Source organism: Marinomonas sp. A3A (genome assembly GCF_018336955.1).
Taxonomy (GTDB): Bacteria; Pseudomonadota; Gammaproteobacteria; order Pseudomonadales; family Marinomonadaceae; genus Marinomonas; species Marinomonas lutimaris.
Map to the genome: position 1 here is coordinate 979,062 of NZ_CP025532.1, position 20,124 is coordinate 999,185.

The 20,124-nt window shown below is 42.5% G+C and carries 20 protein-coding genes; 12 read left to right on the plus strand and 8 right to left on the minus strand.

All coding sequences use genetic code 11. The features are described 5' to 3' along the window. Positions 1 to 159 precede the first annotated feature (159 nt). Positions 160 to 420 carry a DUF5062 family protein gene (locus tag CYL31_RS04560; RefSeq protein WP_012068645.1) on the plus strand — a complete coding sequence of 87 codons (261 nt, stop codon included), beginning with the start codon at positions 160 to 162 and terminating at the stop codon, positions 418 to 420. 40 nt (positions 421 to 460) lie between these two features. Here the strand turns inward: CYL31_RS04560 and CYL31_RS04565 are convergent, their stop codons facing one another. Beyond that, positions 461 to 928: an Lrp/AsnC family transcriptional regulator gene (locus CYL31_RS04565; protein WP_249411696.1), complete on the minus strand. Its 468-nt coding sequence runs from the start codon at positions 926 to 928 to the stop codon at positions 461 to 463. 137 nt (positions 929 to 1,065) lie between these two features. On the opposite strand from CYL31_RS04565, the gene CYL31_RS04570 reads away from it, so the two are divergent. Next, complete coding sequence (locus CYL31_RS04570; RefSeq protein WP_212917788.1) at positions 1,066 to 1,815, plus strand: DUF1826 domain-containing protein; 750 nt, start codon at positions 1,066 to 1,068, stop codon at positions 1,813 to 1,815. 39 nt (positions 1,816 to 1,854) lie between these two features. Here CYL31_RS04570 and CYL31_RS04575 read toward each other — a convergent pair whose 3' ends face one another. The 3 genes from CYL31_RS04575 to CYL31_RS04585 all read right to left on the minus strand — a co-directional run bounded on the left by CYL31_RS04575 (position 1,855) and on the right by CYL31_RS04585 (position 3,521). Further along, the gene (locus tag CYL31_RS04575) at positions 1,855 to 2,580 is read right to left on the minus strand and encodes an SDR family NAD(P)-dependent oxidoreductase (protein ID WP_212917789.1); all 726 of its coding nucleotides are present in this window, start codon (positions 2,578 to 2,580) and stop codon (positions 1,855 to 1,857) included. 38 nt (positions 2,581 to 2,618) lie between these two features. Then, the gene (locus CYL31_RS04580) at positions 2,619 to 3,011 is read right to left on the minus strand and encodes a thiol-disulfide oxidoreductase DCC family protein (protein WP_212917790.1); all 393 of its coding nucleotides are present in this window, start codon (positions 3,009 to 3,011) and stop codon (positions 2,619 to 2,621) included. 69 nt (positions 3,012 to 3,080) lie between these two features. Continuing rightward, a complete protein-coding gene (locus CYL31_RS04585; protein ID WP_212917791.1) occupies positions 3,081 to 3,521 on the minus strand; it encodes a DUF3429 domain-containing protein in 441 nt (146 codons plus the stop codon). A 348-nt stretch (positions 3,522 to 3,869) separates the two neighbouring features. Between CYL31_RS04585 and CYL31_RS04590 the strand changes: the two genes are divergently transcribed. Continuing rightward, positions 3,870 to 5,246, plus strand: coding sequence for a glycine--tRNA ligase (locus CYL31_RS04590; protein WP_212917792.1), 1,377 nt, complete (start codon positions 3,870 to 3,872; stop codon positions 5,244 to 5,246). Between the two features lie 174 nt (positions 5,247 to 5,420). Here the strand turns inward: CYL31_RS04590 and CYL31_RS04595 are convergent, their stop codons facing one another. Continuing rightward, positions 5,421 to 7,388: a ligand-gated channel protein gene (locus CYL31_RS04595; protein ID WP_212917793.1), complete on the minus strand. Its 1,968-nt coding sequence runs from the start codon at positions 7,386 to 7,388 to the stop codon at positions 5,421 to 5,423. Between the two features lie 256 nt (positions 7,389 to 7,644). On the opposite strand from CYL31_RS04595, the gene CYL31_RS04600 reads away from it, so the two are divergent. Continuing rightward, positions 7,645 to 8,538: a LysR family transcriptional regulator gene (locus tag CYL31_RS04600; RefSeq protein ID WP_212917794.1), complete on the plus strand. Its 894-nt coding sequence runs from the start codon at positions 7,645 to 7,647 to the stop codon at positions 8,536 to 8,538. Between the two features lie 96 nt (positions 8,539 to 8,634). On the opposite strand, the gene CYL31_RS04605 is transcribed toward CYL31_RS04600, so the two are convergent. Beyond that, on the minus strand, positions 8,635 to 9,729 hold the full coding sequence (locus CYL31_RS04605) for an MBL fold metallo-hydrolase (protein WP_212917795.1): 1,095 nt from the start codon (positions 9,727 to 9,729) through the stop codon (positions 8,635 to 8,637). A 94-nt stretch (positions 9,730 to 9,823) separates the two neighbouring features. Between CYL31_RS04605 and CYL31_RS04610 the strand changes: the two genes are divergently transcribed. Together CYL31_RS04610 and CYL31_RS04615 are read left to right on the plus strand one after the other, a co-directional pair. Further along, the gene (locus CYL31_RS04610) at positions 9,824 to 10,321 is read left to right on the plus strand and encodes a GNAT family N-acetyltransferase (protein WP_212917796.1); all 498 of its coding nucleotides are present in this window, start codon (positions 9,824 to 9,826) and stop codon (positions 10,319 to 10,321) included. After that, positions 10,318 to 10,839, plus strand: coding sequence for a GNAT family N-acetyltransferase (locus CYL31_RS04615; RefSeq protein WP_212917797.1), 522 nt, complete (start codon positions 10,318 to 10,320; stop codon positions 10,837 to 10,839). The genes CYL31_RS04610 and CYL31_RS04615 overlap by 4 nt, the downstream gene beginning before the upstream one ends. Before the next feature lie 6 nt (positions 10,840 to 10,845). Here the strand turns inward: CYL31_RS04615 and CYL31_RS04620 are convergent, their stop codons facing one another. Continuing rightward, positions 10,846 to 11,625, minus strand: coding sequence for a HalD/BesD family halogenase (locus CYL31_RS04620; RefSeq protein WP_212917798.1), 780 nt, complete (start codon positions 11,623 to 11,625; stop codon positions 10,846 to 10,848). A 171-nt stretch (positions 11,626 to 11,796) separates the two neighbouring features. Between CYL31_RS04620 and CYL31_RS04625 the strand changes: the two genes are divergently transcribed. Beyond that, positions 11,797 to 12,687, plus strand: coding sequence for a LysR family transcriptional regulator (locus CYL31_RS04625; RefSeq protein ID WP_212917799.1), 891 nt, complete (start codon positions 11,797 to 11,799; stop codon positions 12,685 to 12,687). A gap of 91 nt (positions 12,688 to 12,778) precedes the next feature. Here the strand turns inward: CYL31_RS04625 and CYL31_RS04630 are convergent, their stop codons facing one another. Further along, entirely contained in the window at positions 12,779 to 13,612 is an 834-nt protein-coding gene (locus CYL31_RS04630) for a DUF2806 domain-containing protein (protein WP_012068665.1), read from the minus strand. Positions 13,613 to 14,344: 732 nt separating this feature from the next. Between CYL31_RS04630 and urtA the strand changes: the two genes are divergently transcribed. The 5 genes from urtA (at position 14,345) to urtE (ending at position 20,109) form a co-directional block, all read left to right on the plus strand. Further along, entirely contained in the window at positions 14,345 to 15,628 is a 1,284-nt protein-coding gene (urtA, locus tag CYL31_RS04635; RefSeq protein ID WP_212917800.1) for an urea ABC transporter substrate-binding protein, read from the plus strand. Between the two features lie 155 nt (positions 15,629 to 15,783). Next, the gene (gene urtB, locus CYL31_RS04640; RefSeq protein ID WP_212917801.1) at positions 15,784 to 17,406 is read left to right on the plus strand and encodes an urea ABC transporter permease subunit UrtB; all 1,623 of its coding nucleotides are present in this window, start codon (positions 15,784 to 15,786) and stop codon (positions 17,404 to 17,406) included. After that, positions 17,403 to 18,536, plus strand: coding sequence for an urea ABC transporter permease subunit UrtC (gene urtC / locus CYL31_RS04645; protein ID WP_212917802.1), 1,134 nt, complete (start codon positions 17,403 to 17,405; stop codon positions 18,534 to 18,536). Before urtB ends, urtC begins: the two co-directional genes overlap by 4 nt. Further along, positions 18,533 to 19,405, plus strand: coding sequence for an urea ABC transporter ATP-binding protein UrtD (gene urtD, locus CYL31_RS04650; protein WP_212653149.1), 873 nt, complete (start codon positions 18,533 to 18,535; stop codon positions 19,403 to 19,405). Before urtC ends, urtD begins: the two co-directional genes overlap by 4 nt. Further along, positions 19,402 to 20,109: an urea ABC transporter ATP-binding subunit UrtE gene (gene urtE / locus CYL31_RS04655; protein ID WP_212917803.1), complete on the plus strand. Its 708-nt coding sequence runs from the start codon at positions 19,402 to 19,404 to the stop codon at positions 20,107 to 20,109. The genes urtD and urtE overlap by 4 nt, the downstream gene beginning before the upstream one ends. The last annotated feature ends 15 nt before the right edge of the window (positions 20,110 to 20,124 follow it).

Genomic DNA, 20,124 nt, shown 5'->3' on the forward strand with positions numbered 1-20,124 from the left:
TTTTTAGCTTTATCGATTAGAAACGCTTGGTTGAGTCGTAAAAGCTGATAGAGTCGAGATAATCGTTTGAATATCGTTATGATCAAATGTGTCGACAATCGCTTTGCTAGGCTTGTTCGCTTGGCGGTTTGTTTGATTACCCAACAGATAAGGGAAATTATGAAAAAAATTAAAAATGAAGCAGCCCTAAGTAAAAAAGCCATTCAAGTTGGCGAGAACTATGCCCTTAAACGCGGCTATGCAGGCTTTTCTTCAACCATGTCTGCCAACGAAAAAACCGAAGCAATTTATCGATTGTTGGTGTTGGATAAATTAGTCGTTGGATTACCAGCAGACAAAGAAGACTTGCCAAGCATGAAACATAAACTAGCGTTGTGGATTCAGAAGCTATTACCTAAAGATGATCCACTTCTTAAGTAAGAGTTACTGGGTTAATAATTAAGAGTTGCTGGGTTAATAATTACAAGTCCAGCGGTAGAGTGGTGATATTTTTTACTTCACGCATGGTGAAGTGACTTTGCGCTTCTTGAATGTGTGGCAGTTGCAATAACTGGCTGCGCAAGAAGTGTTCATAACTTTCAATGCTATTTGAAACCACTCTTAAGCTGTAATCCATCGCACCAGAAATCGTCCAACATTCTACCACTTCGGGATAGTCGACAATGGCTTGCTCGAATTCATCTAGCATTTTTCGGCCATGGGAAGAGAGTTTGATATTTACTAAGACGACGATGCCCAATCCCAATTTGTTTCTGTCTAAAATCGCTTGTGTCGAACGAATATAGCCATCTTGTTCTAGGCGATTAATACGTCGCCAGCAGGGTGATTGAGACAAGCCAATCTTGTCAGCCACTTGAGTCGCACTCAGACTGCCATCGTGTTGCAGCAAATTAAGAATCTTACGATCAGTTGAATCTAGCTGTTCCATGGAATCCATCTCTGAAAAGTCAGGATTAAGGTAATGGATTCATCTACTTCATTTCAACACTTTATTTATAAAATGTTATAACGTAACATATTTGTTTTTGATGTTATGTGTCTGTCTATATTTTTAGGGGAAGCGTTATGAAGGTGAATCTTAGTTCAGGAATTGCTTCGAACTCTGTTGATTTTAGCCAAGCGAATTTTAATCTGCTGGATGAAAGGGCAAACGCTTTTCAATGGGTCGATAAAAGCTCATCAGAGACAAGGCCAACATTATTAGGTGTGGCTAAGTCCTCCTATATAGAAGTGTTGGCTGATGTCTACCAGAAAAATATTAGTATGGTGGTTTGGGAGCGCCAATTGGGTGGTGTAGAGGAATACGCAGAATCTCTTTTGACGTTAGCGCCAAACTTCACCTTCAAATCTCAGGGCAACGCTGAAGAGTTGATTTCTTTGTTAAGAGGGCTTCTACCTGATGCTGAAAATAAAGCTTTGTTTCTTGATGATCTTTTCTTGTTGGTGGATATGTTTGCCTGCTTATTTGATCTTGAAGAAGTCGGTTTGCGGTTAAATGTTCTCTCCAGTGCCATGTGTCCACGCTTTCATGTAGATAAAATTCCTTGTCGCTTAGTATCAACATATGTGGGAAGCGGTAGTGAATGGCTGCATGAAGCTCATGTGATAAGAGATCGCTTAGGACTCGGCGGTCATGTGTCTGATCACAATAGTGGCTTGCATGACAAAGGCCGTATTAATCAATTAAAGGCGGGTGATGTGGCGTTAATGAAAGGTGATGAATGGCCTGCGTCATTAGGCCGAGGTGTAGTGCATCGTTCGCCTTCGGCAAGCCTTGAAAATAAGCGATTGTTTTTAAGCTTGGACATGATTTAACAGATCGGCTACTTCTTCTTTGAATGGTGATTGGAAAAATCACCATTCAATTGGTTGGTTGTTCCAATCAAGATAAGCGGCTTTGTTGTCCATAGTGACACTTCCCATGATGGATAAAAGCTGTGTTGCAACAAAGTCTGCCGTGAAAAGTTTGTCTTTCGGCACTGATCGTTGAAAAGGTTTGGAAAGCGGCGTGTCTGTGGTACCAGGATGAAAAGCGATGAGCTTAACGTTTTTCGCTCTTCTGGCGTATTCCACGGAACTGGTTTGGATAAGCATATTTAATGCCGCTTTTGAGGCTCGATAGCTGTACCAACCGCCGGTTTTATTATCCGAAATACTGCCAATTCGAGCACTAAATAGCGCAACTTGAGTGGCTTGTTCACCTTGTAAAATGGGTAATAGCTGACTCAACCACAGCATAGGAATAATGGTGTTAACATGGAAAATAGCTTCTAGCTGAGAAGCTCTGATTTCTTCTAACTTTCTTTCTGGCATCATGCTGTCATTGTGTAATATGCCATTGCAAATCAATACTTTGCTTATCTTTCCAGAATAAGATGTAAGAGATTGGCAAATTCTCTGAATGCTTGTTTCGCTGTAATCCGATTCTAGCCATTGGGTTTTTGTCGCTCTTTCAGTATTTGGTACGGATCGACTAACTGCAAAGATGCCAAGGCAATCTTGATCAGCTTCAAACTGTTGAATAGCGGCTTGAGCGATTGCACTGGCCGCGCCAATTACTAAGGCATAAAAGGATGACATATCAAGACTCCGATAATAGGCGAAATGAACCTCGCTGGTTAAAGGTCACAGCGATCTTTTAGGCAGGATTCACAGCGCGGTTTGCCCGTAACAAAAGACGATATTTGGTGACGGTAGCGTGCAAAAAATTTGTAGCCGATATCTGCGAAAAAACGAATTACTGGCCAGCGGAGCATCTGCATCCATTTGTGTTTTCCGACTAGCTTCCAAGCAAGGCAAGTGACGTCTAATCCCTTAATTATTTTTCCATTGGCGAGTTGGCCGTGCAGTAATCGATCAGCTTCGACCTTGTCAATATAAGGAAACTTCTCACTGAAATTATCTGCGTGAATGTCTTCTAACTGCAGCTTTTTTTGCGTATCTAATGACTGCAATGTTTGCATTTCAGCGGCGCAAAGAGGGCAATGGCCATCGTAGAAAATGGTTAGCATGTATCATTACTCTTGGTGTGAACGATGAGTAATGATACGCAGAGAGAAGGGAATTAGATCACTTTTTGTTTAATAACGTGGGTACAAAACAAGCAAATGCATGATGCATATGGTAGTGGTTAAACCAAAATGCAAAGGCAAAAAGGGCTTATTAGCATTTGATTGCTTCAACCAACGGTTTTCTACCCAATAAATACTAATAAAGCCGAGTAGTAATAATACGACTGAAAGCTCAGGCGTATTCATTAGTAAAGCGCACCAAGCTGAAGATATGAGGATATAGCAGGAGATAAGTAGTCTCTTGCCATTAGCACTTTCAGGTAGCTCTATTACTCGTCCCCAAATTATGCCGCTAATAAAACTGAGAGATAGGCCGCTATAAATGGCAAAAAGAGTGACGCCTGTTTTCCCTAGAAAAGCATGGTTGCTAAGGCTTAAATAAGTTGTCAGGACAAAAGGGATTATGCTCAATGTAGCAAGTGTTGTTGCTAGGAGCTTATAAGAACGCATGAAATTACCCATGAAAAAATGAAAAAATGAAAAATACAAATATGTAAACAATACGAATTATCTAACAAAATGGACTTTAAAACAGCATTATAGTTCCTTATTTTGTCCTATTTTTATGCATAAAAGTGTAAAGTTTTTTGTTAGGTCGATTTTGTCTGGATGTGGGGCGGTTTTCTTGTCTTAGCGCGTAAAATAAGTAAGGGGGAATACTTATTCATTGCTTGCGTGGAATCGCCATTGAGCGAAATAGGGTCAACGAGTACAATGGTCGGCTATTATTACTTGAACATGACGCCAGATTGGCTTTTATGTCCTCATTAACGAATTTTGCTTAAGGTGTGTTTAGAAATGCCAGCTAAAACAATGGATGAACTCGTCTCCCTATGTAAGCGTCGCGGATTTATTTTCCAAGGCAGTGAAATCTACGGTGGTATGCAAGGTGCTTACGATTACGGTCCGCTAGGTATTGAATTAAAAAACAACCTAAAAGCCGCTTGGTGGCGCTCAATGGTTTATGAGCGTGACGATGTAGAAGGTTTGGATGCGGCGATTATCCAAAACAAGCACGTCTACAAATATTCTGGGCACGAAGATACTTTTACCGATCCAATGGTAGATTGCCACGAATGTAAATCTCGTATGCGTGCTGACCACATGAAAGACATCAAAGTATGCGATAACTGTGGCTCTACCAACGTGACTCCGCCACGTGATTTTAACCTGATGTTCAAAACCAACGTTGGCCCAATGGTGAACGAAGAATCTTACACTTACCTTCGTCCAGAAACCGCACAAGGTATCTTCACGAACTTTAAAAACGTAGTTGATTCGACTTCTCGTACTTTGCCATTTGGCATCGCGCAGATTGGTAAATCCTTCCGTAACGAAATCACACCTCGTAACTTCATTTTCCGTGTTCGTGAATTCGAACAAATGGAATTGGAATTCTTCTGTAAGCCAGGTGAAGATGAAAAATGGCATGAGTTTTGGGTTAACGCTCGTAAACAATGGTGGTTGGATCAAGGTCTAGCAGAAGAAAATATCCAGTTTGAATATGTGACTGGTGATGATTTGGCTCACTACTCAAAATCTACTGTGGATATCTTGTACAAGTTTCCACATGGTTTTGAAGAGTTAGAAGGTGTTGCGAACCGTACTGACTACGATCTAGGTTCTCACACCAAAGCACAAGAAGAGTTCGGTCTTTCTGCGAAAGTGAAAAAGAACGAGCATTCAACCGCTAAGTTGGCGATTCGTGATCTTGAAGAAAACAAATGGGAAGTACCTTTCTGTATCGAGCCTTCAGCAGGTCTAGACCGTGGTCTATTGGCTGTAATGACCGAAGCTTATACGGAAGAAGAGCTACCAAACGGCACTTCTCGTACTGTACTTAAGTTCAAACCGCACCTAGCTCCGATCAAAGTCGCTATCATGCCGCTTAAGAAGAACAAACCAGAAATCGTAGCCCTTGCGAAGGAATTGAAAAACAAGCTGCAGAAGCTTGGCCTTGGTCGTATTCTTTATGAAAACACGGGTAACGTAGGTAAAGGCTACCGTCGTCATGACGAAGTAGGGACGCCAATCTGTGTAACAGTTGATTTCGATTCTATCGAGCAAGAAGGCGCACCAGTTACGGTTCGTGATCGCGATACAATGGAACAAATCGTTGTACCAGCAGCGGATCTTCCAGCTTACGTTATTAACTACTTCATCAACCAAAACTAATTTTAATTGATGAATAAAAAACCATGCCTTTCGTTTGATAGGTATGGTTTTTTTATGCCTGCTGTTTGGTCTATAAGCAAAAGTCATGACAAAAAGTACCATCAAAAAAAGACCGCAAATAGGTTGCGGTCTTTTTTACAAATTGCACTATAAGGAAAGCTAAGGGGTAGGGAGTTAGAATGCGATTTTTACTTTAGCGTTGTATCTACGACCATCTAATACCGTATCGTAGTTTTCAATATCTACTTTTTTATCTAGTAAGTTATAGATTCCCGCATAAACAGAAATAGTATCGTTGATGCTGTAGCTGATTCCTGTATCGACAAAAGTGTAGGAAGGAATTGCTTCCTGCATTGATGTGCGGTTCAAACCTTCACTAGATTCTCCACGGTAGTTTATACGAGTCCAAGAAGTAAGCTTGGGTGTTGTATCCCAGTTAAGGGTCGCGTTAGCCATGTGTTTTGGTAGGCGGTTTAGCGGCTCACCAGCAAAGTCTCCGGTTTTTTGTTCTGAATCCGTATAAGTGTAATTAGCTGTGATAAAAAACGTGTCAGTGAACTCATGTGATAAGGTCAATTCAACCCCTTGCATTTCAACACGATCTACATTAGTTCGTTCACTTATAAATGTATAAGAGTTTCCAGAGTAGGAACAGCTAGTATCTCCTGCAGTGGTGTCACAAATGCGCTGTTCAGTAATTTTATCTTTATAGTTTGTGTGGAATAAAGTTGCGCTGATTTGTGTACTTTGCTGATTATCCCAATAAAGACCAATTTCGTGGCTAGTACTTTCCTCTGGTTTTAGTTCAGAATTGCCTAAAATAAGTGCCGAGCCACGACCTGATATTTGTCCCCAGCCGTCACTACCTTGACGAAGATCTGGTGAACGATAGCCTGTACTTATCCCACCTTTTAATGTCCAGTCTGGAGCAAATGACCAGTTACTGTACAAACGTGGCGATACATTTGAGCCATAGTTTTCATCTTCGTTGTAGCGTAAGCCACCAGTAACTGAAAGGTTGTCAGTAAGAAAGTATTCATCTTCCGCAAATAACGCTGTGTTCCAGCGAGTTAGCTCGTCAATACCATTGCCAGCTTCATTGCCTTCGTCTTTTAGTTTTTGATAATCATATTGGCCGCCAACGGTTAGCACATGAGAGTCAAATGGCAGTACTGTTTGGTTATTTAGTACTGTGTTTTGATAATTCATATCACGACTAGGATTATCAATTTCTTCATGGGTTAAATAGGTTTCAATGTTATTGTTATTAACTCTTGCAGAATGGGTAATGGCATAGTGTTTTCGATCATAGTCTTGCTTAGACACGCTTCCATCAGCAGCAATAGAATAACCCGGATTGCGATAGCGGGATTGCTCTTCTTTACCGGCTTCAAAGGTCAATTGTTGGTTTTCAGAAACAGCCCATGATAATTTTGCCGTGGCATTTTTAATCTCTTGATCTGCATAGCCATCGACAATCTCATCTTCGTCGCGCTGTGACACTTGTCCATATAGTTGCAAACCGAGTTTGTCTTTTACTAAAGGTCCACTCAATGTTAAATCTGCTTGTTGGCTGTCACCAGACGTTGAATTGTCTTGAAGTGTGGTACTTAATGATAACTCGCCGCCCCATTTATTCTGTACTTTTTTAGTGATGATATTAATGACACCGCCAAGTGCATCAGAACCATATAGTGAAGACATTGGGCCACGAATAACTTCAATACGCTCAATAACTGATAATGGTGGCGTCCAGCCTTGTTCAATTCCTGCGCCATCACTATTTGGTCTTGTTTCACGAGAACCTTGGCGTTTTCCATCGACTAGTATTAGCGTGTATTTTCCGCTCATACCGCGCATGGATATTTCTTCTGTCGAACCACCACCCGTTACCATAACACCAGGAACATCTTTCAAAGCATCGGTAACATCTCGGTACGCTTTCTTTTCGAGTTCTTGTTGAGTAACTACCGTAATAGAAGCTGGCGCATCAGTGATTTGTTGCTCGTGGCCCGAGGCCGTCACAACTAATTTATCTAGGTCGACAGTACTTTCTTCTGCTAATAACGTTGCAGAATACGTTGCGGCGCTGATTAGAGCGGCTAAAGTAGTCAGTTTATAATGGCGAGCTGAAGGGGTCATTATGAACAATTTCTCCGTAGTAGAAGTGGTGTTTATCTCGTATAATCTGCTATACAAAAGATATTAAGAATGCTTATCATTTGTATTATCTGATAATATTCATTTTTTGTGGTGACACGTTCTGTTCCTCTTTTTGCAACATCTGCAAAAGAGCTCAAAAACAGTTGGTTTGATAAGTGCTGCATTGCAGTGGATAGATACATAAAATTTAGACTGCATCTTAGGGATGTTTAAAGGTTGATTTGGGGAAAGGTGAATGTACGATCTGAACGAAGTTAGAACGTTTGTTTCTGTTATGGAAACAGGTAGTCTTAAAGATAGTGCTCAAAAATTAGGTGTGTCTAAATCTACCCTGAGTCGTCGTATTAGCCATTTGGAACAAGCACTAAATCAGCCGTTATTACGCAGACAAGCCAATCGACTTTTCGCGAATGAGGCGGGTATTAAGTTTTTGCCTTTCGCAAAAAAAATGCTCCATGTCGCCGATGAAGGTCATAAAGCCGTCGAAGAATTAAAAGATGAAATAAGTGGATCATTAGTTGTCTATGTACACACAACGTTAGTTCGGGGCTGGTTTTCAGCGCTAATGTTTGATTTCTTAGATGAGTTTCCTCAAGTAAATATTGAAGTTCGCACCGGCAACCAGTCATCCCAAGAAATAAAGAGCAACGATGTTTGTGTTTGGGTTGGGGAGCCTGCCAATGACCAATTACGTTCCGAACAGATAGGCACATTAAGCCAAGGTTTGTACGCCAGTGCGGAGTATTTAGAACGAATTGGTATGCTGAATCATCCAAGTGAACTGAATCAATATGCTTGGGTTGATACGCTGAAAAGTGAGCAGAATGACATAGTGCTAGAGCATGGAACGCAGGGAGATGTGTCTTTTGATTTACCTAAGTCTCGTCTTACAGTAGATCAATACATGCTTCACGCTGAGGCTATTATCCGAGGAAAAGGTGTTGGATTACTGCCACATTATTTTGCTGAAAAACATTTAAAGCGTCACCCTGAAGTATTTGTCTCTTGTTTACCTGAGTGGAAAGGAAAGTCATTACCTGTTTACCTGCAATATCCTTTTGGTCATTTGCCGAAAAAAATGCAGACCTTGATTCAATATCTAAGAGAAGAGGCAAAGGCTTTTTATTAAATCTAGCGTACTAATTCTACTGCCTTGTTAGCAGCACTTTTACTATCTGAAAACAGAGAGTAAAAGTGCTGAAAAGAATGAAGACGAGTGGAAAAATTAAGGTGTTGTTTGCCACCAGGGTGTTAGTGGCGGTAAATCGTTAATAGGAAAAATACGACCAAATTCAGGTGTACTTAACGTTACACCTCGACGTTCTGATTCGACAACCACACGATCAAACGGGTCATGCCATGTATGGAACGCCAGATCGAAAGTGCCATTGTGGATTGGCATCATTACTTTCCCTTGTAAATCGATATTAGCCTGAACGCTTTCTTCTGGTTTCATGTGGATATCAGCCCAGTCTTTATCATAAGCGCCGGTTTCTATCATGGTTAGATCAAATGGCCCGTACTTATCGCCTGTGTCTTTAAAGCCCGAAAAATAGCCAGAATCACCACTAAAGAAGATACTTTCGTTAGGTGTTTTAATTACCCAAGCTCCCCACAAGGTGGCATTGCCATCGCCCATTCCACGACCAGAAAAATGTTGTGTAGGTGTAAAGGCGATCAAACCTTGGCGAGTCTGGAGTTCTTGCCACCAATCGAAAGTGACGATTTTATTTGCCTCAACACCCCAATCAACTAAGTCGCCATCGACCCCTTTTGGCACCAAAAATTGCTTAGTTTTCGCTAACAAAATCTTGATGCTCGCTTTGTCTAAATGATCGTAATGATTATGGGAAATCAAGACTTTATCGATAGGAGGTAAATCTTCTAAACTAATTGGCGGCTGGTGGAAACGTTTTGGGCCAGCAAACTGAAAGGGCGACGCGCGATCCGAGAATACCGGATCGATTAGCCAATATTCGCCATACACTTTTAGTAAAATAGAGGAGTGCCCAAGCTTAACTAGATGCAGCGTATCACTACTCAGCGCATCCAAATCGGCTCGACTCACAGCTTGTACCGGAATATTGATGTCTGGCGTGGTGTCGACTTTTTTCTCGGTAAAAAAACGTATCCACAAAGCAGCCGTATCACTCAAGGACATAGGGTTACGCGGTGCTGTATTATGAAACTTTGAGTTTTCATAAGGCGCGGAAGTGACTTCCTCGATAGGATTTACCTTGGATTTAATGTTTAAATTCACGAGATATATCGCTATAGCAAGTGCGAGAATCAAGGCAACAAAGAGCTTGATGACAAACATAGAATACCACTTTCAAATTGGATGGCTGCTTATAATTTGGGCTAATGGGATAAATACAACAAGGTAAAAAAGAAAAGAATTAGGAGGATAAAGCATGGTTACTATTGAAAAGATGAAGACACGACACTTAGCAGGCGTCATTACTTTGAGTGTTGTGGAAGAACAGAAAAAGTTTGTCGGCAGCATCGAAGACATTCTAGCAAACGCCAATGCACAAATTCGTCCTCATGTGATCCTAGTAGAAGACACCATTGTCGGCTTCTTTCTCATCGATACTACCTATGCAAAAAACTACGACTTTGCCAGACAATCTAACTCAATTGGCTTACGTAGCTTTTTTATCAGTAAAGAGCATCAAGGCAAAGGTTACGCGAAACAAGCTATCTTGGCGCTACCAAACTATCTGAGAGAAGCTTATCCTAACCACTTAAATACCTTCTTAACTGTAAACTGCCAAAATCTCATTGCCAAAGAACTTTATTTAAAAGGTGGCTTTCAGGACACCAACACGCTCTACCACGGGGGAGCCGCAGGGCCACAGCACATTATGGTGAGATCAATTGAGTCGGGCATTAAGGCGGCGAACCAATGACAAGCAGACACATACAGCCAATTATCCAAACCATGTGGGCTGAGATACTAAAAATCCAAGCTGAAGTGTATTCAGAAATCGAACCTGAAAGTCTAGAGGTACTGCAAAGCAAATGGCAACAATCCCCAAGCTGTTGTTTCGTTTACCTTGCAAAAGCAGAATTAGCAGAGCAAAGCAGACCAGAAAAGCAAAACGTACTGGGCTATTTATTGGCCCACGCTTGGCACAGTGAAACACCACCCAAGTTATACCAAACCCTGCCAGAAGAAAGCCATGGCTCCATATTATTTCTGCATGATTTAGCACTATCAAAACGTGCAGCGGGAAGAGGAGTGGGCTCTCAAATGGTCAAGCATTTGCTTGATACCGCAATCTCGTTTGGCTTTCAAAAAGCATTACTGGTTTCCGTGCAAAACTCAGTACCATTTTGGCAAAAACACGGCTTTGTCGAACTAACGAACCAACAAGCGAGTGAGGGCTACGGGGAAGACGCCAAGATCATGATGCGAGCGCTTTAAGGCGTATTAATTCACTCGCCCATAAAAGGTTTTGCTTGCCGCTTCTGATAGCGCAATTCCGGGTTGTGAGTTATAAGCGAGAACCGCCAACATACGGGTGGTATTGCCTTGTGTTGGTGTGACTCGGTGAATGGCATTTCGACCACGGAAAAGCACCAAAGCGCCGGGTTCGATTGCCAATTCTTTGGCTTTTTTCTGTCCCGCGAGAACCTCACATACACCGCTATAATTCATCTCGCCAGCATCGGCGTCACGCATGTTTTCAATATATTCAAACACACCGCCGCCCTCAGGTTTTTGAATTAACAAAGTAATGGCAAATGACGAGTTATCGAAGTGCCAACCTAATTCTTGTCCTTCGCTGGCATAATGTAAATTGATCGACGAAAGATTATCTGCGTAGTTATACAGCGCCTCTTCGTCTAACACACTGGCAAGAAAGGCTCGAAATACCGCCGAATCATAAAGCTGTCTTAGTGGCGAGTTTTCAGAAATTTGATCGTCCGTGATGCAACCTTTAGACGAAATGACCTGCTTGTTTCTCGCATGATTTGCGTCATAACTTGGATCGACATTCGTTAAGTAAACGTTATGAGTAGACTTCGTATACCAAGCAAGATCCTTCTTCATCTCGCCTTCCTCAATAATGGCTTGGATCGCCTTATGGTTCAGAAAGTCAGGCAAAACCAAAGCCCCATTTTCTGTCAACGTCTTTTTACAGTCTTCTCTAAAGTCATTATCTTCAATAGGGTAAGTGGCCTCATTAATAATATTGGATAACGACATCAGTGTTCCCCTTTAGGTTTTGATCTTTTATATTGCCAAGGATATCGTCCAGATTAATGAAGTTAGCAAAACAGTTAAATCAATATTTTATACACTCATCATTAATTTTTGCTTAACAATAATGTTAATAAGTGACCACGTTTTGCACAGCCTTCATTCTACGAGAGCATCATGTTAAAACTGCCTAACCTGAACAGCCTAATCACTTTTATAAACGCAGCGCACACAGGCAACTTTGCGAAAACGGCAAAAGCCTTGTGCATAACGCCAGCGGCCGTCAGTCAACAAATAAAACAGCTAGAATCTCATCTAGACACAACGCTGTTTGAACGCTCAAAACTAGGTGTGGAGCTGACTCAGGCAGGTCAGCAATACCTATACTTTGCCAACCAAGCGATTGAAAGCCTGCAACGTGGACAAGCCAGCCTAGACCAATTAAAGCAGCAAACGATTTTTACACTCCACACATTACCCTCAGTTGCGAGCTTGTGGTTAATGCCCAAAGTACTGCACATAATGGAACAACACCCAGACCTAGAAATACGAGTGGAAGCCAGCCATACATCGGTCGACTTCAACTTGAGCCGCTGTGATGCAAGCATCAGCTTTGGTAAACAAGACAAATCACTAAACCACGATTTTCTATTCCAAGACGAAGTACACCTAGTCGCCAGTCCATCACTCGTTAACGGAATAGCACAGGGGGATTTAGACGCATTACTTGAAAAACCAATGATCCATATCGACTGGGGCGACGAGAATCCATACCTACCCAACTGGCAAGACTGGCTAACCGCCGCAGGTTACCACAACCGAAAAACCAACAAAGGTCCACAATTTAACCTCTCCAGCATGGCGATCGACGCCGCCATACAAGGCAAAGGCCTACTACTCGGCCAAGGACTCTTCATCCAAAACGCACTGAAAACAGGGCAACTCATCACACTCAGCCCAATCACACTTCCACTAAGAAAAGCCTACTATCTGGTTTATCCAGATAGAACGAAAAATAAAGACGGAGCGATGGGGCTGATAGAGCGGTTGAAAGGTGGAGGGGATTAAATGCCATGTTATTTTAGAAAAGGATAGTTTTGTTAGAGTGGTTTACTAACAAGATATTTAAATTCAGATAAAGGTGTAAAAGTCATGATATTCACCTTATCTCTTTGACTTTTCTAGACATAATTTGAGATCTGCTTAATAGTATTTCGTAATACTTTTCACAGGGTGAGGTGTCTATAAACCGATATAGCTCTCTACCTGCTTTTGTTAAAAACTCCGTTCTATTTTCTCTGTGACCTTTCAAAATCATGGAAAATTGATTGTCAAAATATTCTACAACATATCGTTCATTTTTTGTGAAGTGAAATTGTTGCTGTGGTTGAACTAGGCCTGCATCTTGAAGGTGTCTGATATCCGATTCGTCAATTCCGTTGTTTTCTAAATGCTTGTTTAGAGATGAGTATTTAAAACGAAGTAACTCACCATTAACTTTGAATAGATACTGACAGTATTTATTAAATAGCTTTATATCATTATTACTTAAAGACTGAAGAATTAATAAAGTTCCTCTGCTACATGCTTCTGGTTCAAGAACTTCACCAGCTAATATTTTTGCCCATAGATTTTGTACATTATCTATGGATATATCTTGGCATTTATCAAAATAAAACGAGAGCCAATCAGTGTCTATATAAGTTGCTTCATTACTAAATTGACGCTCAAGATAGTTGAGAGACTTATCCATTATTTCTTCGATATTTTCTTGTCTACGTGTTTCTTGGGTAGAGACTCGTTTTGCCGCTCTAAAAGTAAGAGCATCAGCTTCACCTTTTGCCATTATCACAAGAGCGTCTGACTCTGCTTTTGTCTTTCGTCTAATTCTAGTCGGTTCATAAAGCACACCAATTGCATTACTAACTGAATCAATTAATTTACAAGCAGGCTCAGATAAAGCTTTTAGGTCAATAAGGGTTGTTTCTGCCATTTCTTATGATTCTCTGGTTTCATAATGTTTATGATGAGGTATCTAACTATAAGAGAAAAACCTTATTGTTAGATACTAAGATGCTTTATAAATTTCTACCAGTACACATGATGTATCATTCATTTTTCTGAATGGTGGACCATTCTACATGAATTTTTCAACGAACAGAGTTGAGAGTTGACGGTCATATGGAGTTTCATAGTTAAAGAGAAGCCGTTCTTGATTAATTCCACCAAAGCCCATTCACACTTTCTGAACCCATACCACAGAAGAACGAACTTCGACGCAATCCTGATTGCGCGACCCTATGGAGTTTCAGAGTCAGTTAAAAATATCCTTTCTCACAACAGAAAAAAACAATCTATGCCTTCTGTGCGTTAGGTCAGAAGGCAAACATCTATACAAAAGGGTTTACGAGGCAATCTCCCTTAAAGAGACCTTTTGGTTACTTTTGCGGCTCTGGGCAAAAGTTACACGCCCAGCAGGGCGGAATAAAGTTTGGGAATACAAAGCGTTCGAATGGAACCAAAGAGCAACCCCTCCCTAACCCTCCCCTTGAAGAAAGGGGAGGGAACAAAACTGCCCTATACGTCAAATGACGTATAGGGCTAAGTCATTTCGCGCATACCTTTCTATCGTTGATTTTTTAATACTGGCTCTACGGATTTGAGGTGTTCATGCCTCGTCTAAAAAACCAAAAATATTATAAATCACAATAGGACGGCTCCAACTATGAAAATCAAAACGCTTACATCTGCGATTGTGCTCTCTGGTGCAACGCTTATTGCGCTTCCTTCGCTGGCGGCAGACACAATTAAGGTCGGTGTGTTGCACTCCTTGTCTGGCACCATGGCGATTTCTGAAACTACTCTAAAAGACACTGTCTTGATGATGGTGGATGAGCAAAACAAAAAGGGTGGTTTGTTAGGTAAGAAGATCGAGGCTGTGGTGGTTGACCCAGCATCAAACTGGCCATTGTTTGCAGAGAAAGGACGCGAGTTATTAACCAAAGACAAAGTGGATGTGATTTTTGGTAGTTGGACATCGGTTTCTCGTAAATCGGTTTTGCCTGTATTGGAAGAGTTGAACGGTTTGATGTTCTACCCAGTTCAGTACGAAGGTGAAGAGTCGTCTAAAAACGTGTTCTACACAGGGGCTGCGCCAAACCAACAGGCGATTCCTGCGGTGGATTATTTGATGAACGATCTTGGCGTAGAGCGCTTTGTGCTAGCGGGAACAGATTACGTTTATCCACGTACCACCAACAAAATTCTTGAAGCCTACCTAAAAGCCAAAGGTGTTGCAGCAAAAGACATCATGATCAACTACACGCCATTTGGTCACTCTGATTGGCAGTCGATTGTTTCTGATATTAAAAAATTCGGTAGTGAAGGTAAGAAAACGGCTGTGGTTTCTACCATCAACGGTGATGCCAACGTGCCTTTCTATAAAGAATTGGGTAACCAAGGCATTTCTTCTGAAGATATCCCAGTGGTGGCTTTCTCCGTGGGTGAAGAAGAACTTTCTGGTTTAGATACGAAACCGTTGGTTGGTCACTTGGCAGCATGGAACTATTTCGAAAGCGTAGACACGCCTGAAAACGAAGCCTTCATCAAGGCTTGGCATGCATACACAAAAAATCCTGATCGCGTAACGAATGACCCAATGGAAGCGACTTACATTGGTTTCAAAATGTGGGCAAATGCGGTAACGAAAGCGGGCACAACGGACGTCGATGCGGTTGAGCAGGCTATGATCGGTCAAACAACACCAAACCTTACTGGCGGTATTGCAGTAATGAACAAAAACCATCACTTGAGCAAGCCTGTATTGATTGGCGAGATCCAAGACGATGGCCAGTTTGAAGTGGTTTGGGAAACTGATGGTGTGGTTGCAGGTGATGCTTGGTCTGACTTCTTACCAGGTTCTAAAGATCTGATTTCAGATTGGACGGCGCCGATCAAGTGCGGTAACTACAACACTAAAACCAAGACATGTTCTGGTCAGAATTACTAATTTGACCCATTCCTAGGGGTAACCTCGACTCTCTGTCTAGCAGGCTAATTAGCGAGTTAGCCAGAGAGTTATTTTTTACCTTCGAACAAGCTTCTAACTTCTTTTTAGCGTTGTGTTTTTGAATGCTATCGCAATAAACCTACGACACTTGGAGTATGACCTTGAGACGTATCACTTTGAGACATTGTATTGCACTTTGTTGCTGTCTTTTTGGGCTCTTATCCCTTTCTACTCACGCAGCTGAATCGGCATCTTTAGATCCTTTGCTCGCCGAGTTAGGCGAGGCTAAGATCAAAGACATGGAGCCTATTCTTGTTCGAATAGAAGCCGTTTCTGATGAAACCGTCCTGCCGCTTCTACGCACCTTATTAAACGGTAACTTGTATTACATCAAGGCAGAAAAAAAGGTCATTGGTGAATTCGAAACCAACGGCGAAACCTATTACAAAGACGTATTTACTGACGAAATTAATGCTGGTATTGATAAACGTGATGTCGACAAAATCCGTGTGAACAACAACTTACGTGGTTATTTGCGTAATGCCATTGCCCGTATTCAACTCACTTCCAAATCGCCAAGCGTGCGTGAAAATGCCGTACGTGAATTACTGTCCAAATTAGATGACAGCACAGTGGCGGCGCTTGAACGTCTTTATCCATATGAGAGCAACAAAAAAGTAAAAGAAGCCATGGGATTGGCGCTTGCCATGAGCACGGCGTCGCAAACAGAATTAGCTGCATCTAATCGTATTGCCGCCATTGAAAAGCTTTCCTCTAGTTTAGAAAACGATGTTCGAAATCTACTGACTACCTTAACTCGTGACGACAATACGGCGATGGTGACGGCGGCGAATATCGCCTTAGAAAAAATCGCGCAACGGGCGAATCGTTTTGCCTTTGTCGATCAGTTGTTTTTTGGTTTGAGCCTTGGCTCGGTGTTGTTGCTGGCGTCCATTGGCTTGGCGATTACCTTCGGTGTGATGGGCGTTATTAACATGGCTCACGGCGAAATGATCATGTTGGGCGCTTACACAACTTATGTGGTGCAGCTGATGATGCCGAATTACATCGATTATTCAATTTGGGTGGCGATTCCTGCGGCCTTTTTGGTGTCTGGTTTGATGGGCGTATTGATCGAGCGATTGGTTATTTGTCGTTTGCACGGTCGTCCATTGGAAACTCTGCTCGCCACTTTTGGTATCAGTTTGATCTTGCAGCAATTGGTTCGAACTATTTTCTCTCCTTTAAACCGTCAAGTGTCTACACCCAGCTGGATGAGTGGTTCTTGGGAAATTAACCCTGTGCTATCTCTGACATTGAACCGTTTGTACATTCTTGCTTTTGCTTTGCTGGTGTTCATCGTCTTAGTGATTGTGTTGAAGAAAACCTCTCTGGGGCTAAACGTTCGTGCAGTCTCGCAAAATCGCAATATGGCAAAAGCCATGGGTGTAAAAACCAATTGGGTGGATGCGATGACCTTTGGTTTAGGTTCTGGTATCGCGGGTATTGCTGGTGTGGCCTTGAGTCAGTTGACCAACGTCGGGCCTAACTTGGGACAATCTTACATTATCGATTCCTTCATGGTGGTGGTGTTCGGTGGCGTGGGTAACTTGTTAGGTACTTTAGTGGCTGCCTTCACTTTGGGTATCGCGACGAAATTTCTTGAGCCAACTACGGGGGCGGTTCTCGCAGCGATTCTGGTGTTGGTGTTTATTATTCTCTTTATTCAAAAACGTCCTAAGGGACTCTTTCCACAAAAAGGGAGGGCGGCAGAATGACACGTCTTACAGCTTGGTTTTCTGAAGGACGCTCGACGGGCAAACACACTCTGCCATTTGTGGTGATTTTATTAGGTGTAACGATCTTGGCTTCGGCCGCGAATCTCTTGTTGCCTGCTGAGTCGGTGTTTTATGTCAGTACTTACACCATTACTTTGCTGGGTAAATATTTGTGCTACGCCATGCTGGCATTAGCGGTGGATATTATCTGGGGCTATTGCGGTATTTTGAGTTTAGGTCATGGGGCGTTTTTTGCCTTGGGCGGTTACGCGATGGGCATGTATTTGATGCGCCAAATCGGTGATCGCGGTGTTTACGGTAATCCTTTGCTGCCTGACTTTATGGTGTTTTTGGATTGGAAAGAATTGCCATGGTTTTGGCTGGGCATGGATCAGTTCTGGTTCGCCATGTTGATGGCGGTGTTTATTCCGGGGTTATTGGCTTTTGTGTTTGGTTGGCTGGCGTTTCGTTCTCGTGTTACTGGTGTGTATCTTTCCATCATGACGCAAGCCTTGACCTATGCCTTGTTGTTGGCTTTCTTCCGCAATGAAATGGGCTTTGGTGGCAATAATGGTTTGACCGACTTTAAAGAAATCCTTGGTTTCAGTCTGCAAGCCGACAGTACTCGTGTTGCCTTGTTTTTGATCACAGCGATTTTGCTGGCGGTGATCTTTGTGATCAGTCAGAAGATTTTATCTTCTCGCTTTGGCAAAGTGGTGTTGGCGATTCGTGACTCTGAATCTCGCTCACGTTTCATCGGTTATCGCACTGATCGTTACAAGGTGTGGTTGTTTGTTTATTCCGCTGTGATTGCGGGCATAGCTGGGGCTTTGTATGTGCCGCAAGTGGGCATTATCAACCCAGGTGAATTTTCTCCAATCAACTCGATAGAGATGGTGATTTGGGTTGCTGTAGGTGGTCGTGGCACCTTGATTGGTGCGGTGATTGGAGCCTTGTTGGTGAACTACGCGAAAACCCGTTTTACGGCCATCATGCCAGATGCTTGGTTATTTGCCCTTGGTGCCATGTTTGTCTTGGTTACCTTGTATTTACCAAAAGGTTTGATGGGCTTGTATGGCCAGCTAAAGGCTAAGCGAAACAGTGTTACGAAAAAGGAGTCGCAAGCATGAGTACCTTAGATAGTACCCGTGAATTCTTCCGCCGAGATCAGGTGTGGCCATTTTTGGCACCCGAGCAGGCCGCCGTAAACGTCGATAACCAGATGATTCTTTACGTGGAAGATTTGAATTTAAGCTTCGACGGTTTTAAAGCATTAAATAATCTGAATTTGTATATCAACGACGGCGAATTACGTTGTTTGATCGGTGCCAATGGCGCGGGCAAAACCACCTTGATGGATGTGATTACCGGTAAGACTCAGTGTGATTCAGGTACGGTTTTCTTTGGGCAAAATCACAACTTATTGAACAAAGACGAAGCTGAAATTGCTCAGCTTGGTATCGGTCGTAAATTCCAAAAGCCAACCGTGTTTGAAGAGCAAACCGTGTTCGATAATTTGGAATTGTCCCTGAAAACCGACAAACGTGTCTTGCCGACTTTATTCTCGCGTTTAACGCCGACGCAAATTGATCGAATTGATGAGGTGCTTAAAACCATTGGTTTGGCTAAGCAGCGCTTTATGCTGGCGGGGGCTTTGTCTCACGGACAAAAACAATGGTTGGAAATCGGCATGTTGCTAGCGGCTGATCCAAGGCTGTTATTGATCGATGAACCAGTGGCGGGCATGACAGCGCAAGAAACGGAACGCACGGCGGAGTTGTTAACGTCTTTAGCCGGAGAGCGAACCGTGATTGTCGTGGAGCATGATATGGAGTTTGTGCGCAGCATTGCTCGCACGGTAACCGTTTTGCACCAAGGCTCCGTATTGGCCGAAGGCACAATGGATCAGATTCAAAGTAATAAAGACGTTATTGAAGTATACCTTGGTGAAGAAGCCGCTAGCGAGAAAGCGCAAACAATAGCAGGAGCCACAGCATGATTTCAATTAACAAGGTTGATCAACTTTATGGTGGTACACAGATACTTTGGGGCTTGGATTTAGACATAGTTCCCGGCTCTATAACTTGCATCATGGGGCGCAACGGCGTTGGAAAAACCACCTTGCTGAAAGCCATCATGGGCTTGTTACCCATCCAAAATGGCGAGATCACCATGGAAGGCGAAACCCTAAACAAGCAAAGCGCCGAAAAACGCGCTTATTCAGGCATTGGTTATGTGCCACAAGGGCGAGATATTTTTCCCATGCTCACGGTAGAAGAGAACCTTCGTATAGGTTTGCCTGTTCGTGGTAAGCGCACGAAAGACTCTCCAAAGGATATTCCAGAGAAAATCTTCGAACTTTTTCCAGTATTGAAAGACATGTTGCATCGTCGCGGTGGTGATTTATCAGGCGGCCAACAACAGCAGCTGGCCATTGGTCGTGCCTTGGTATTAGAACCAAAAGTCTTGATCTTAGACGAGCCAAACGAAGGTATTCAGCCCAACATTGTTAAGCAAATTGGCGATGTGATTTTAAAGCTCAATGCGGAAGAAGGTTTGACCGTCATCTTGGTAGAGCAAAAGCTCGGTTTCGCCCGTCGCGTGGGTAAAGAATTTCGTCTGATGGAAAAGGGACGCATTGTGGCGGCGGATAAAATGGAGAACCTTAACGATACTTTGATAAAGCAGTATTTGGCGGTGTGATTTTTGCATTGGCTC